The organism is Yoonia sp., assembly GCF_030731595.1.
In the GTDB taxonomy this organism is placed as follows: Bacteria; Pseudomonadota; Alphaproteobacteria; order Rhodobacterales; family Rhodobacteraceae; genus Yoonia.
Map to the genome: position 1 here is coordinate 1 of NZ_JANQTS010000064.1, position 12627 is coordinate 12627.

Sequence of the window (12627 nt, forward strand, 5' to 3'; positions counted from 1 at the left end):
CGGCCCCGGGCATCATTCCCATCATGCCTTCCATGCCGCCCATTTTCATCATCTGCTCAAGCTGCATCTTGAGGTCGTTCATGTTGAAACGACCCTTCTGGAAGCGCTTCATCATGCGTTCGGCCTGTTCGGCCTCGATGGTTTCCTGCGCCTTTTCGACGAGCGCGACGATATCGCCCATGCCAAGGATGCGGCCCGCGATGCGTGACGGCTCGAAGGTTTCGATCGCGTCCATCTTTTCGCCGACACCGACAAAGCGGATTGGCTTGCCAGTGATCGCGCGCATGGACAGCGCCGCACCGCCACGCCCGTCGCCGTCCATCCGGGTGAGGACCACGCCGGTCACACCGATTTTGTCGTCGAATTCCTGTGCGACGTTCACTGCGTCCTGACCAGTCAGGCCGTCGACAACCAGAAGTGTCTCGCGTGGTTTGGCCACGTCACGAACCGCGGCAGCCTGAGCAATCAGTTCGGCGTCAATGTGCAAGCGGCCTGCTGTATCCAGCATGTAAACGTCATAGCCGCCAAGGCTGGCTTGGGTCTTGGCCCGTTTGGCGATCTGAACCGGGTCTTCGCCTTTGATGATCGGCAGGGTGTCTACGCCGATCTGCATGCCCAAGATGGCAAGTTGTTCCATCGCGGCGGGGCGATTGGTGTCCAAAGACGCCATCAGCACCTTTTTGCCTTCACGCTCTTTCAATCGCTTGGCGAGCTTTGCCGTCGTGGTTGTCTTACCAGAACCCTGCAGACCGACCATCAGGATCGGGGCCGGCGGGTTGTCGATTTTCAAAGCACCGGGGTCTTCGTCGCCGGTCAGGACATGCTGCAATTCGTCATGCACGATCTTGACGACCTGCTGGCCGGGCGTGATCGATTTGGTGACGGCTTGGCCTGTGGCCTTTTCCTGCACGGCTTTGATAAAGTCACGCGCCACTGGCAGCGAGACGTCAGCCTCGAGCAGTGCGACGCGCACTTCGCGCAGTGCGGTCTTAACGTCATCCTCGGTCAGCGCACCCTGCTTGGTGAGCTTGTCAAAGACACCTGAGAGGCGTTCGGATAGACTTTCAAACATTGGCCAAGGCCCTCGTCTCGTTTCGGTTGCCCAGCGTATATAAGAACGCAAAGCTTAAAGCAGTAGCGCCCCCGTGGGCGCGACGCGCTGACGGAGGGCGATCCCTATGAACAGGGACCGGAAAGCTGATGCTATCCGGATGTTGAAGGGCGTTTAGTCTTGTGTCGGTCCCGAGTCAACCTGCCGCAGCATGCCAAAGAGTTGGTCGCGATAGGCAAACGCCACGCTTGCGCTGGCGGTCATCAGGACAAGCATGTGCCAATAGGGCGGCCCGACCCAGATCAGCAGCGCACTTAACCCGACGATCATCGTGGCGGTTAGAAAGAGGCCCGCAAAACCTTCAAACCCGCGCTTCCACAAAAGGGCCGCGCCGATCACTTCGACCGAGCCCGTGATATAGCGCGGGAACTGGCCGAAACCGATGGCCTCGTAGATCGCTACGTCGGTGCTGTAGCCGATCAGCTTACGGAGGCCGAAATAGAGGAAGGCCACGGTGAGGAACGCGCGCAGCAGCATCAGGGATCGGGTGTGTGTCATACCCTCCAAGATAGCGCACTTGTAGCGATGTCCAGAGAGCAGGTTTCCCGAAATGAGAGCGCCATCACTTTGTCGCGGCGGTGAATGTATCGGAAAGTGCGCGTGATCCAGAATGCGGCTTTCCGCACTGACATTACGCGCCCTGATCCCCTTGCGGCTGCGGATCGTCACAAGATCACCTGTAATTATGCGGGCTGGGTCAAGATCAGAGAATTGTGATGTCTTGGCGAAGAGATGCGATCTTGCATTTGCGAACGTATTATCCCTAATTGGGCAAAGAGTGTTTGTCAGCGCACAGGATCGCAGCATGGAAAATTGGGACGAAATCAGGACAGCATTCCAGGTCGCCCGCAAGGGGACCGTCAGTGGTGCGGCCGAAGAACTTGGCGTGCATCATGCGACTGTGATCCGGCATATTGATGCGCTCGAGCAGCGTTTGGGGGTTAAACTTTTTCAACGCCATGCCCGCGGCTATACAGCGACAGAGGCGGGGCAGGACCTGCTCCAGGTCGCAGCGGCAACAGATGATCAGTTCACCCAACTGGCAGGGCGGATAAAGGGGCAAGGCGAAGGTGTATCGGGTGATCTGGTCGTTACGTCACTTGATGACGCCTCTGCGATACTGACCCCGATCCTGATCGCCTTCCAGCAAGAGCATCCCGACCTGCGGATCCGCTACAGGACAGGTATGCGGGTCTTCCGGCTGGAATATGGTGAGGCCCATGTCGCAATCCGGGCAGGGGCCATGCCGGAAGAACCAGATAATGTCGTGCAGCCTTTCATGCGCATCAAGGTTTCTTTGGCGGCCTCTGACAGTTACGTGGCGCGTCACGGCCTGCCGGCGGGGCCAGAGGATTTGCCTAATCATTTCTTCGTCACACACGATAGCGACGATCACCGTGCGCCTTTTTCCAGATGGTTGCGGGCGCGTGTGCCGGAAAGTCAATTCATCTATCGGGCGAACGATGACCGCAATATGTTTGATGCTATCCTGCACGGGGCGGGCATCGGTTTCGTCGACAGCTCGAGTGGTATGGACCCGACGCTAACGGAAGTGATCCCCACTCAGCCAGAATGGGATGTGCCGCTTTGGCTTGTGACCCACGTCGATCTGCACCGGACGACCAAAGTGCAGACTTTTCTGCGCTTCCTGAAAGAGCGTATCAAATCGCGCGACGTCTGATGAGCGGGGCACGCGCGGGGCATCTGGCGATGCTCGCTTTTTCGATGTTGGTTGCAGGGTCCTTTGCGCTGGGGGCGCTTGCAGCAAATGAGATCGCGCCAAGTGCGCTCAACGCGGTCCGCTTCTGGGTCGCCACGGTGATCATCGGCAGTATTGCCTATGCCACATCCGGGGTGCCACGCAGTGCCATAGCAGCGCCGTGGCGATACATCGTCCTTGCCGCATTGTTCTGTACTTATTTTGTGCTGATGTTCGAGGGGCTCAAGACAGCACCTCCGGTCAGTGCCGCGGCCGTGTTTACGCTCACGCCTATCCTTGCGGCATTTTTTGGCTGGGTCTTGTTGCGGCAGGTCCTGACCCCGCGCATGGCGCTTGCGCTGGTGTTCGGGGCCGTGGGCGCGCTCTGGGTCATTTTTCGCGCTGATCTGGCAGCACTTTTGCGGTTCGAGATCGGGCGGGGCGAGTTCATCTATTTCTGGGGCTGTATGGCGCATGCGATATATACGCCCTTGGTGCGCAAGCTGAACCGTGGCGAAAGCGCTGTGGTCTTCTCCTTTGGTGTTTTGCTTGCCGGCGCGGTTATGCTGACCCTGTGGGGGTGGGGGGCGATCATAGCAACGGAGTGGACCGCCTTACCGCCTATCGTCTGGATCACGATCCTTTACACAGCGGTTTTCGCCAGCGCGGCGACATTTGTTCTGTTGCAGTTTGCGACACTGCGACTGCCCAGCTCAAAGGTCATGGCCTATACCTATCTGACACCTTCATGGGTGATTGTTTGGGAACTCGCCCTGGGAGGGGCGCCACCACCTGCATTGGTCCTTGTGGGTTTGTTGCTTACGATGACGGCATTGGTGATGTTGCTGCGGGAGGAGTAAAGCAAGGTGGATGCCGATCCACCTTACCCTTCCAGTTCTTGCACCAAGAATGCTTCGAAGGCATCCAGATCGAGGGCTTCCATCTGGCCAAAGCCTTGCATCCAGACCGAGGCCTCGCGCAGCGCGTCGGGTTCCAGCTTGCACCACTTCACACGGCCCCGCTTTTCCTGCGAGATCAGACCGGCCGCTGTCAGGATCCCCAGATGCTTTGAGATCGCCGCCAATGACATCGCAAAGGGCTCGGCCACGTCTGTCACGGCCATGTCATCCTCAAGCAACATCGCAAGGATCGCGCGGCGCGTCGGATCGGCAAGCGCCGAGAAAACCTGATCAAGCTGGGTGGTCATAAGGCGATTAAGCGGCTCGGGGGGAAAACGTCAACCATTTGGTTGAATATCAACGCAAGCGCCGTCAGGGCAGAATGGGCGAAATCGGGTGAATCGATTGACGCTCAACGTATTGAAATTTATACATTAAAATTGAAATTTGGTTCTCTTGACTCTGATATGATCCCACCCTAAACCATCCTCAACCTTCCGAGGGGGCCAAACCGATGTCCGACCCGCATGACGCTGACCGCCTGAGGGCACTTGAAGCGAAAATCGCGGCGCTCAAAGCACCGGCAGACGTCAAAGACCATTCGGAGGAACACTATTCTCAGGCGCAGCTTGCTTGGCGGATGGTGATAGAGCTTGTTGCCGGTCTTGGGATCGGCTTTGGCATCGGATACGGGCTGGATACCTTGTTTGGAACCATGCCGATTTTTCTGGTGCTGTTTATTTTCTTTGGCCTCGCGGCTGGTGTTCTCACCATGATGCGGTCGGCCAAAGAGGTGCAAAGAAAGCAGCTTGAAGCTGCACAAGATGAGGGTGACGCACGTGGCGACTGAAGAACATTCCGAAGGTGGTCTTGTATTCCATCCGTTGGACCAGTTTATCGTCAAACCGCTGTTTGGTGACGGTCCAGTTCACTGGTACACGCCGACGAATGTGACGCTCTGGATGGCCATCGCGCTTTTGGCAATCGCCGCAGTGTTTGTACTGGGAAGTCGCGGTCGCGCCGTGGTTCCGACCCGTCTGCAGTCGATCGGCGAGCTGATCTACGGTTTCATCTACAAAATGGTTGAAGATGTGACCGGGAAAGACGGCGTAAAGTACTTCCCTTATATCATGACGCTGTTCCTGTTCATCCTGTTCTCGAACTACCTCGCCCTGATCCCGATGTCCTATTCGCCAACCTCGATGATCGCGGTGACTGCGGTGCTTGGTTTTGGCGTGTTTATCGCTGTGACCATTTTGGGCTTTGTCAAAAACGGCCCGGCTTTCCTGGGTCTGTTCTGGATGTCCGACGCACCGGCGATCCTGCGTCCGATCATCGCGATTATCGAAGTGATCTCTTACTTCGTGCGCCCTGTCAGCCACTCCATTCGTCTGGCCGGTAACATCATGGCAGGGCACGCTGTTCTGAAGGTTTTTGCTGGTTTTGCCGCGCTGACGCTGGTTAGCCCGCTTGCCATATTCGGGATCGTGGCGATCTACGGTCTCGAGATCCTGGTCTGCGGCATTCAGGCCTATGTTTTCACTATTTTGACGTGTGTCTATCTCAAGGACGCGCTTCACCCCGCACACTAACAACGTGGGATTTCCCACATTCTATCTAACTTCCAATCGTAAGGAGAATACTCATGGAAGGTGAACTCGCACACATCGGCGCTGGTCTTGCTGCAATCGGTTCCGGCGCTGCCGCGATCGGTGTTGGTACAGTTGCAGGTAACTACCTGGCTGGCGCACTGCGCAACCCATCTGCTGCTGCTGGTCAAACAGCAACATTGTTCATCGGTCTGGCATTCGCAGAAGCACTGGGGATCTTCGCGTTCCTCGTCGCGCTTCTGCTGATGTTCGCCGTCTAAGAACGAACCCATATCCTTACGGCTGACTGGCGCGCGATCGTGCGCCAGTCAGTAAAACATCAAGGTATTCGGGGGCCATCATGGCAACAGAAACACACGACGCCGTCGCTGGCACATGCGTTGATGCAGGGGGTTCCGCCCTTGGCATGCCGCAACTTTGCGCGGATTGGATGCCCAACCAGATCTTCTGGCTGGTTATCACGCTAATCGCTATCTACCTGCTGATGTCCCGCATCGCACTGCCCCGCATTGGTGCGGTTCTGGCAGAGCGCTCTGGTACCATCACGAATGATATCGCGGCAGCAGAAGATTTGAAGAATAAAGCAGCCGAAGCCGAAGCTGCATATGACCAGGCTCTTTTGGATGCCCGTTCTGAGGCGCAAAAGATTGTCGCTGCGGCCAAAGCCGAAATTCAGGCAGAGCTGGATGTCGAGCTGCAGAAGGCTGATGCGCAGATCGCGGCAAAGACCGCCGAAAGCGAAGCGGCGATTGCCGAAATTCGCGCCGGTGCCATCAAAAGCGTTACGGACGTCGCCAAGGACACAGCCAAAGAACTGGTTGCTGCCATGGGTGGGACCGCTGATGCAAAAACGATCACCGCTGCTGTGACCGCGCGGATGAAAGGGTAAAAATCATGAGACTGATGATCACATCCCTTTTCGCTCTTGCCGCCACTCCGGCGCTCGCCGCTGGTGACAAACCGTTCTTTTCTCTGGCCAACACGGACTTTGTTGTTTCGGTCGCCTTCCTGATTTTCCTCGGCATCCTCGCCTATTTCAAGGTGCCCGGGCTTGTCGGTGGCATGCTGGACAAACGCGCAGAGAGCATCAAAGCTGAATTGGACGAGGCGAAAGCCTTGCGCGATGAGGCGCAAGCCTTGCTTGCCAGCTACGAGCGCAAGCAAAAGGAAGTGCAGGAGCAGGCTGACCGTATCGTTGCTGCCGCAAAGGAAGAGGCGACAAATGCCGCGACCGCGGCAAAGGACGAAATTGTAAAGTCGATCACCCGCCGCCTCGCCGCTGCCGAAGAGCAGATCGCAAGCGCGCAGGCTGCGGCCATCAAGGATGTGCGCGATCAGGCGATTATGGTCGCTGTCGCTGCGGCCAAGGACGTCATGGCCAAACAGATGGACGCCAAAGCTGCAGGTGCATTGATTGACGACGCGATTGCGACGGTTTCTGAAAAGTTGCACTAGCCGCCAGCAATGTCGGAATACCAGAAGCCCGGATGCTAATGCGTCCGGGCTTTTGCGTTGACAGTTGTGCGCATGTCTTCAACACTTGGACGCGGGGCGAAAGCAGGAGAATGCAGAATGCCGAGCCTCTGGCTTGGACTACGGGCCACAGCGATTTATGCCGCATTTCTTGCGGCTGCTACGCTCTATGTGTTTCAGTTGAGTTCTCCACCCGCGGGACTGATCCAATCGCTTGCGGCCTTATTGCCCTTTCAGTTTCTCGCTGCCCTTTACTGCGTCTCTGTCGCGCTGCGCGGATTTGGTTGGCAGGCCGTCGGATTTGGGCGTTTGCGGTGGAGCGCCCTCATTTGGTTTCTGCCTGCATGGATCGTACTTTTGGCAATGGTGTGGAATATTGCGAAGGCAGCGTCGCTGCATGACTTCATGGCGCTGGGCGCTGTCTCATTGACGCTGCTGATCGTAACGCCCTTCCTGATCGCTTTTGCAGAAGAACTCTTGTTTCGCGGTATCTTGCTGCGTGGCGCAATGGCGACTGTGCCACTGATCTATGCAATGCTGATCAGCGCGGTCCTGTTCGGGGCAATTCACACGATCAGTGCAATCTCTGGGCAGGGACTATCTGGTACAACCCAGCAGATGTTTTTCGCCATATCGGTTGGTTTTTTTCTGGCACCGATTGCTGTCAAGCTGGGCAATCTTTGGCCCTTGATCATCTGGCACTGGCTGTGGAACCTCGCGGTCTATGCGAGTCAGTTGGCCGAGGTCTGGCATCCATTTGTCTTGATCGGCATTGGCATGCAGACCGTGATCTGCATCTGGCTCTGGACAGACATGTTGCGGGGCAGGATTGCCGGCTAGCGCTGACCTTCATGTTCGAGGCGCTTTTGTGCAAAGGCTTCGTGGCGTTCAGATTTTTGTTGATCCGACAGCGCCGTTTCCACAAAGCTCAAATGCGACTCCACCGCCAAGCGTGCCCCGACAGGATCGCGCGCTTGCAGGGCCTCGTTTATCTTGCGGTGCTGCTCGAGAAGCATGTCGCGTGTCGTGCGCTGTTTGAACATGATGGTGCGGTTGTAAAAGACGCCCTCGCGCAGCAGTTCATACATCGAGCGCATCATATGGAGCATGATCATGTTGTGGCTGGCTTCGATGATCGACAAGTGGAAATCTGCGTCCAGATGCGCCTCGTCCGCCGGATTTCGTTTTTGATGCGCGGCTTCCATTTTCCTGAAGATCGCGTCAATCACCTTGAGGTCCGTATCGCTGGCTAAACGTGCGGCACGCTCTGCGGCGAGCCCCTCCATGTCGCGGCGAAAACTGATGTAGTCAAAGACCGCCTCTTCATGGGTTGCGAAAAGTGTAACCAAAGCGGGCGCGAATGCGGATCCCAAGACCTCGGCGACATAGACCCCGGCCCCCGCCTTGGATGTCAACAGCCCGCGCTCTTGCAGGTCCGCCAAGGCTTCGCGCAGCGATGGGCGCGACACGCTCATCCGTTCGCTAAGTTCCCTTTCGGACGGCAGCCGCTCGCCGGGTTTGAGGATTCCACGCAAGATTAACCCTTCGATCTGGCGGATGACGCCGTTTGAAAGCTTTTCTTGGTGAACGGGTTCAAAAGGCATTTGATCTACCATGCTGGATTGGTCAAACGATATGACCGGAACGCGGTGTTCACAACAAAAAAGGGCTGCCTTGCAGCAGCCCTTTTGTCTGATCTGGTTGCCCGCCTTTAGTTCGGCGTAATGATGATCTCGACCCGGCGGTTCATCTGACGACCGGATTCATTCAGGTTCGACGCAATCGGGTTGTTCTCGCCGGCACCGATGGACCGGATGCGCGATGGGGACACGCCGCCACCGATCAGGATCGAAGACACGGCAGAGGCACGACGCTCTGAAAGACCTTGGTTAAAGGAGGCATCACCCACGTTGTCGGTGTGTCCGATGACGTTGACTGTGGTGTTGGGATACTTGTTGAGCGAGTTTGCGACGATCCGCAGTTCGTTCTGTGATGTGCCTGAAACCTGTGTGCTGTTGGTTGCAAACAGAAGGTCTTGGCTCAGGACAACAACAAGGTTGTTTCCGTTGTTGGAAACGCCCACATCGCTGCGCAGCGCGCGGCGCAGTTCTTCTGCTTGACGGTCAAGGCTGTTGCCGATCCCGGCACCAACGCCTGCACCCAGTGCCGCACCGATCAGTGCCGCTTGGTTCCGGTCGCGGATTGTCCCGTCGTTGTTGGTGATCGCGCCAAGCAATGCGCCAGCACCTGCGCCAAGCAATGCGCCTTGCTGGGTGTTCTGGTTCGCGTTCGGACCTGCGGGGTCACACGCAGCGACAAAGGTCAGCGATGCGGCTGCGATGACGAGTGGGAATTTCTTAAGTTTCATGGTCATGGTTCCATTTGTGGAAGCGCGGAATGCGCCAGTGATATGGGTCAGCTTATGCCCGTTTTCCCCATGATATCCAATATCGCCCAAATAACGAGCGAGGAATTGCTTACTTTACGGATGATCCCCTTGTGCATCGACCCGCGCTGATTCCCATGCCAGCATCGCGCGCTTGACCGGAAGTCCCCAATGATAGCCCCCCAAGGCCCCGGATTTGCGCAGGGCGCGATGGCAGGGAATCAACCAACTGACCGGATTGCGGCCCACGGCGGTGCCCACAGCGCGGACCGCTTTGGGGCGCCCGATGGAGCAGGCGATCTCGGAATAGGTCGTCACATGACCCGAAGGGATGTTCAGCAAGGCCTCCCAGACCTGCAATTGGAAGGGCGCACCGATCATGTGCAGCTGTGTCTCGCCTGTCATGCCCAGGGCCGCTGTCGCCCAAGGCCGCAGGAAAGTGGGGTCTTCTACAAAATCAGCCTTGGGCCAGCGCGATTTCAGGTCCGCCATCGCCGGTTCCGGTCCTGCCTCTGCGGCAAAGGCCAGCCCGCAGATACCGCGGTTCGTCCCCATGACAAGGGCAGGACCAAAATGGCTTTCGAACCAGCCCCAAAAGATCGTCAGCCCCGCCCCGTCGCGCGCGTAATCGCCGGGGCTCATCGCCTCCCACCGCACAAAGAGGTCATGCAAGCGACCGCTCCCCGACAGGCCAACCGCATGGGCTGTCTCCAGCGTGGTGAAGCGGTCGCGCAAAAGCGACTTGGCGTGGGTTAGGGTCAGGTACTGCTGGTACCGTTTTGGCGATACCCCGACCCACGCGGAAAACACCCGCTGGAAATGGGCGGGGCTCATGTTCATGTCCGCTGCGAGATCAGCAAGCGAAAGAGGGCTGTCGCCTGCCGCATCAATCGCCGCGATGGCGCGGCGCATGATCTGATAGTGATATGTTTCTGTCTGTTCCATGTATTGAAACTAGGCTCAACGGCGCGCCAGAGCGACCCGAAAATTGCGCATCTGGCGCTTGCCCCTTGGGGTGCATCGGGGCATACCGAAGCAATGGCAAAACAGCTTGATTATCATACCATCCGCGCGATCTTTGAACGCTTCCAGGCGGCAGAGGCCGAACCCAAGGGCGAGCTTGAGCATGTGAATGCCTATACCCTTGTTGTGGCTGTGGCTTTGTCGGCGCAAGCGACGGATGCCGGGGTGAACAAAGCCACGCGCGCACTGTTCCAGATCGCCGATACGCCGCAAAAGATGCTCGACCTTGGGTTGGAAGGACTAACCGAACACATCAAGACCATTGGTCTGTTTCGGCAAAAAGCCAAGAACGTCATCAAAATGAGCCAAATTCTGGTCGACGATTACGGCGGAGAAGTCCCCAATTCCCGTGCGGCGCTACAATCGCTGCCCGGTGTGGGGCGCAAGACGGCGAATGTCGTGCTGAACATGTGGTGGGGGCAACCTGCACAGGCTGTCGATACCCACATCTTCCGCTTTGGCAATCGCAGCGGAGTGGCTCCGGGCAAAGATGTCGATGCGGTGGAACGCGCCATCGAGGATCATATACCCGCCGATTTTCAACTGCATGCACATCATTGGATGATACTGCATGGGCGCTACACCTGCGTGGCGCGAAAACCCAAATGCGCGGCCTGTCTGATCCGCGATCTCTGTCAGTTTGAGGAAAAGAACCTATGAAAAAGTATCAGGTTGTCGGGATCGGCAATGCAATGGTTGACGTTTTGGCGCGGGCCGAGGATTCATTTCTGGCCGAGGCAGGGGTGCAAAAAGGGATCATGCAGTTGATCGATATGGCGCGCGCGGTTGATCTCTATTCCCGTGTGGGTCCCGCGAAAGAAGTCAGCGGCGGATCCGCGGCCAATACGATTGCGGGGATTGCGCATCTGGGCGGACGCACGGCCTATGTGGGGAAAGTCAAGGACGACCAATTGGGTGCGATCTTTGCCCATGACTTGCGCGCGCAGGGGGCGGGCTATGAAACGGCCATGGCCCCCAAGAGCGAAGAGGCCGAAACCGGCCGATGCATCGTGATTGTAACCCCCGATGGGGAGCGTTCGATGAACACTTATCTGGGTGTCACCGAATTTCTGACTGCCGACGATATCGACGAAACGCAGATGGCGGATGCCGAGTGGATCTATCTCGAAGGCTACCGTTTTGACGGGCCCGAAAGCCATGCGGCCTTTGCCAAGGCGATTGCGGCCTGCAAGGGGGCCGGTGGCAAGGTGTCGATCACGCTGTCTGACCCGTTCTGTATCGAACGACATCGCGATGCGTTCCGCGATATGATCCGCGATCATGTGGATCTTCTCTTCTGCAACCGTGCCGAGATGCGTTCGATGTACCAGACGGATGATTTCGACGCAGCACTGGCGCAAGCAGCCTCAGAAGTGGCCATCGTGGCCTGCACGGATAGCGAACATGGCGTCCATATTCTTGCGGATGGGCAGCGCTGGCATGTGCCTGCGGTGCCGACACAGATCGTCGATGCCACAGGTGCGGGGGATCTCTTTGCGGGGGCCTTCCTCTGGGGGCTCACGAACGGGCATGATCTAGAGACCTGTGGCAAGATGGGCAATCTGGCGGCCTCAGAAGTGATCAGCCATATCGGTGCACGCCCCGAGGCGGACCTTAAGGCATTGTTTGCAGAGCAGGGATTGCTTTAAGCCAAAGCGCGTCCAGCGCATCTATTTCTGCGGGATCGAAGCGGTCTTCCTCTTTCCAGTATTTGCCGGAGGGGACGTAGTAACCCAGAGTTTCTTCGCGTGCCAAGGCATCGGTCATAAACCGGCCGTGCATGACAAGCGGGCGGGCCTTGGCGGCAGCTGTCGGCGTCGACCGGGGAAACAAAAGGCGGCTGGGGCCGGTCGACAGGTTGACCATCGCACAGTTCTGACGGGCGGCCAGAGCCATAAGGCGGGCCGACTTCGCTTCAAGCGAGCGCAAGGTGACATCCTTGCGCAATGGGTCAGCGGTGCCGGTGCCGTAAAAATGGGTTCCGCGTGTGCCAGCATAGACCATGTCGCACCCCAAAACCGCAATCACCGATGGCTGCAAAGCCGCAAGCGCCCAATAGGCCGCCGTAAATGCCATTGTGCCACCGGCATAGACGAAACCGCCAAACTTGTTTTGCAGCGGCACATAGTCAGCGGCACGGATAATCCGCTGGTCGCGGGTCACATCGATCGGCATCCGTTCCGGTGGAAAGTCGTCCGGGTGGATCAGATCATCCCAATCCGGGCGTACGGCCCAAGCATTATTGATCGCGACGATACGATCAAAAGGCCCCCGTGGCCAAGCGCGACAGGTAACCACATTCGGGCCACTGCCAAGAATAAGAACGACAGACACTGGCATTTCCTTCTTTCCCGCTCATACAAGCATCTAACGCGGGAAGTGATGCTGTCGAGGGCGCAAGAACTTTAATGCCTCCGGCGGGGATA

The 12627-nt window shown here is 57.5% G+C and carries 18 protein-coding genes; 11 read left to right on the forward strand and 7 right to left on the reverse strand.

The features are described from left to right. Both ffh and NWQ23_RS06395 read right to left on the reverse strand, forming a co-directional pair. The coding region (gene ffh, locus NWQ23_RS06390) for a signal recognition particle protein (RefSeq protein WP_306165426.1) at positions 1-1072 on the reverse strand (1072 nt) is incomplete at its 3' end. A gap of 153 nt (positions 1073-1225) precedes the next feature. Beyond that, complete coding sequence (locus NWQ23_RS06395; RefSeq protein ID WP_306165427.1) at positions 1226-1609, reverse strand: hypothetical protein; 384 nt, start codon at positions 1607-1609, stop codon at positions 1226-1228. Between the two features lie 84 nt (positions 1610-1693). Here NWQ23_RS06395 and NWQ23_RS06400 point away from each other — a divergent pair, with 84 nt between their 5' ends. The 3 genes from NWQ23_RS06400 to NWQ23_RS06410 all read left to right on the forward strand — a co-directional run bounded on the left by NWQ23_RS06400 (position 1694) and on the right by NWQ23_RS06410 (position 3670). Further along, positions 1694-1828, forward strand: coding sequence for a hypothetical protein (locus NWQ23_RS06400; protein WP_306165428.1), 135 nt, complete (start codon positions 1694-1696; stop codon positions 1826-1828). An 88-nt stretch (positions 1829-1916) separates the two neighbouring features. Then, positions 1917-2792 (forward strand): LysR family transcriptional regulator, encoded by an 876-nt coding sequence (locus NWQ23_RS06405; protein ID WP_306165429.1) that lies wholly within the window; start codon positions 1917-1919, stop codon positions 2790-2792. Next, on the forward strand, positions 2792-3670 hold the full coding sequence (locus NWQ23_RS06410) for a DMT family transporter (RefSeq protein ID WP_306165430.1): 879 nt from the start codon (positions 2792-2794) through the stop codon (positions 3668-3670). Before NWQ23_RS06405 ends, NWQ23_RS06410 begins: the two co-directional genes overlap by 1 nt. Positions 3671-3693: 23 nt before the next feature. Here NWQ23_RS06410 and NWQ23_RS06415 read toward each other — a convergent pair whose 3' ends face one another. Then, positions 3694-4017, reverse strand: coding sequence for a helix-turn-helix transcriptional regulator (locus NWQ23_RS06415; protein WP_306165431.1), 324 nt, complete (start codon positions 4015-4017; stop codon positions 3694-3696). Between the two features lie 206 nt (positions 4018-4223). Between NWQ23_RS06415 and NWQ23_RS06420 the strand changes: the two genes are divergently transcribed. From NWQ23_RS06420 to NWQ23_RS06445, 6 genes are all read left to right on the forward strand, one after another. Next, a complete protein-coding gene (locus NWQ23_RS06420) occupies positions 4224-4559 on the forward strand; it encodes an AtpZ/AtpI family protein (RefSeq protein ID WP_306165432.1) in 336 nt (111 codons plus the stop codon). Beyond that, the gene (locus tag NWQ23_RS06425; protein ID WP_306165433.1) at positions 4549-5301 is read left to right on the forward strand and encodes a F0F1 ATP synthase subunit A; all 753 of its coding nucleotides are present in this window, start codon (positions 4549-4551) and stop codon (positions 5299-5301) included. The genes NWQ23_RS06420 and NWQ23_RS06425 overlap by 11 nt, the downstream gene beginning before the upstream one ends. 53 nt (positions 5302-5354) lie before the next feature. Then, positions 5355-5579, forward strand: a complete 225-nt coding sequence (locus NWQ23_RS06430) for a F0F1 ATP synthase subunit C (RefSeq protein ID WP_296429445.1) — start codon at positions 5355-5357, stop codon at positions 5577-5579. 80 nt (positions 5580-5659) lie between these two features. Beyond that, positions 5660-6208: a F0F1 ATP synthase subunit B' gene (locus tag NWQ23_RS06435; protein ID WP_306165434.1), complete on the forward strand. Its 549-nt coding sequence runs from the start codon at positions 5660-5662 to the stop codon at positions 6206-6208. Between the two features lie 5 nt (positions 6209-6213). Continuing rightward, positions 6214-6774, forward strand: coding sequence for a F0F1 ATP synthase subunit B (locus NWQ23_RS06440; protein WP_306165435.1), 561 nt, complete (start codon positions 6214-6216; stop codon positions 6772-6774). 117 nt (positions 6775-6891) lie between these two features. Further along, the gene (locus NWQ23_RS06445) at positions 6892-7632 is read left to right on the forward strand and encodes a CPBP family intramembrane glutamic endopeptidase (RefSeq protein WP_306165436.1); all 741 of its coding nucleotides are present in this window, start codon (positions 6892-6894) and stop codon (positions 7630-7632) included. On the opposite strand, the gene NWQ23_RS06450 is transcribed toward NWQ23_RS06445, so the two are convergent. The 3 genes from NWQ23_RS06450 to NWQ23_RS06460 form a co-directional block, all read right to left on the reverse strand. Next, positions 7629-8396, reverse strand: coding sequence for a FadR/GntR family transcriptional regulator (locus tag NWQ23_RS06450; protein WP_306165437.1), 768 nt, complete (start codon positions 8394-8396; stop codon positions 7629-7631). The genes NWQ23_RS06445 and NWQ23_RS06450 overlap by 4 nt on opposite strands. 107 nt (positions 8397-8503) lie before the next feature. Continuing rightward, complete coding sequence (locus NWQ23_RS06455) at positions 8504-9160, reverse strand: OmpA family protein (RefSeq protein ID WP_306165438.1); 657 nt, start codon at positions 9158-9160, stop codon at positions 8504-8506. A gap of 114 nt (positions 9161-9274) precedes the next feature. Next, complete coding sequence (locus NWQ23_RS06460) at positions 9275-10123, reverse strand: methylated-DNA--[protein]-cysteine S-methyltransferase (protein WP_306165439.1); 849 nt, start codon at positions 10121-10123, stop codon at positions 9275-9277. Positions 10124-10216: 93 nt separating this feature from the next. Between NWQ23_RS06460 and nth the strand changes: the two genes are divergently transcribed. Both nth and NWQ23_RS06470 read left to right on the forward strand, forming a co-directional pair. Further along, on the forward strand, positions 10217-10861 hold the full coding sequence (gene nth / locus NWQ23_RS06465; protein WP_306165440.1) for an endonuclease III: 645 nt from the start codon (positions 10217-10219) through the stop codon (positions 10859-10861). After that, positions 10858-11850 carry an adenosine kinase gene (locus NWQ23_RS06470; RefSeq protein ID WP_306165441.1) on the forward strand — a complete coding sequence of 331 codons (993 nt, stop codon included), beginning with the start codon at positions 10858-10860 and terminating at the stop codon, positions 11848-11850. The genes nth and NWQ23_RS06470 overlap by 4 nt, the downstream gene beginning before the upstream one ends. Here the strand turns inward: NWQ23_RS06470 and NWQ23_RS06475 are convergent. Continuing rightward, on the reverse strand, positions 11816-12541 hold the full coding sequence (locus NWQ23_RS06475) for a hypothetical protein (protein WP_306165442.1): 726 nt from the start codon (positions 12539-12541) through the stop codon (positions 11816-11818). The genes NWQ23_RS06470 and NWQ23_RS06475 overlap by 35 nt on opposite strands. Positions 12542-12627 lie beyond the last annotated feature (86 nt).

Coding starts and splice junctions, on each gene's coding strand:
- NWQ23_RS06395 (WP_306165427.1), bottom strand. CDS start 1,609: ATGACACACACCCGATCCCTGATGCTGCTGCGCGCGTTCCTCACCGTG.
- NWQ23_RS06400 (WP_306165428.1), top strand. CDS start 1,694: ATGTATCGGAAAGTGCGCGTGATCCAGAATGCGGCTTTCCGCACTGAC.
- NWQ23_RS06405 (WP_306165429.1), top strand. CDS start 1,917: ATGGAAAATTGGGACGAAATCAGGACAGCATTCCAGGTCGCCCGCAAG.
- NWQ23_RS06410 (WP_306165430.1), top strand. CDS start 2,792: ATGAGCGGGGCACGCGCGGGGCATCTGGCGATGCTCGCTTTTTCGATG.
- NWQ23_RS06415 (WP_306165431.1), bottom strand. CDS start 4,017: ATGACCACCCAGCTTGATCAGGTTTTCTCGGCGCTTGCCGATCCGACG.
- NWQ23_RS06420 (WP_306165432.1), top strand. CDS start 4,224: ATGTCCGACCCGCATGACGCTGACCGCCTGAGGGCACTTGAAGCGAAA.
- NWQ23_RS06430 (WP_296429445.1), top strand. CDS start 5,355: ATGGAAGGTGAACTCGCACACATCGGCGCTGGTCTTGCTGCAATCGGT.
- NWQ23_RS06435 (WP_306165434.1), top strand. CDS start 5,660: ATGGCAACAGAAACACACGACGCCGTCGCTGGCACATGCGTTGATGCA.
- NWQ23_RS06440 (WP_306165435.1), top strand. CDS start 6,214: ATGAGACTGATGATCACATCCCTTTTCGCTCTTGCCGCCACTCCGGCG.
- NWQ23_RS06445 (WP_306165436.1), top strand. CDS start 6,892: ATGCCGAGCCTCTGGCTTGGACTACGGGCCACAGCGATTTATGCCGCA.
- NWQ23_RS06450 (WP_306165437.1), bottom strand. CDS start 8,396: ATGCCTTTTGAACCCGTTCACCAAGAAAAGCTTTCAAACGGCGTCATC.
- NWQ23_RS06455 (WP_306165438.1), bottom strand. CDS start 9,160: ATGAAACTTAAGAAATTCCCACTCGTCATCGCAGCCGCATCGCTGACC.
- NWQ23_RS06460 (WP_306165439.1), bottom strand. CDS start 10,123: ATGGAACAGACAGAAACATATCACTATCAGATCATGCGCCGCGCCATC.
- nth (WP_306165440.1), top strand. CDS start 10,217: ATGGCAAAACAGCTTGATTATCATACCATCCGCGCGATCTTTGAACGC.
- NWQ23_RS06470 (WP_306165441.1), top strand. CDS start 10,858: ATGAAAAAGTATCAGGTTGTCGGGATCGGCAATGCAATGGTTGACGTT.
- NWQ23_RS06475 (WP_306165442.1), bottom strand. CDS start 12,541: ATGCCAGTGTCTGTCGTTCTTATTCTTGGCAGTGGCCCGAATGTGGTT.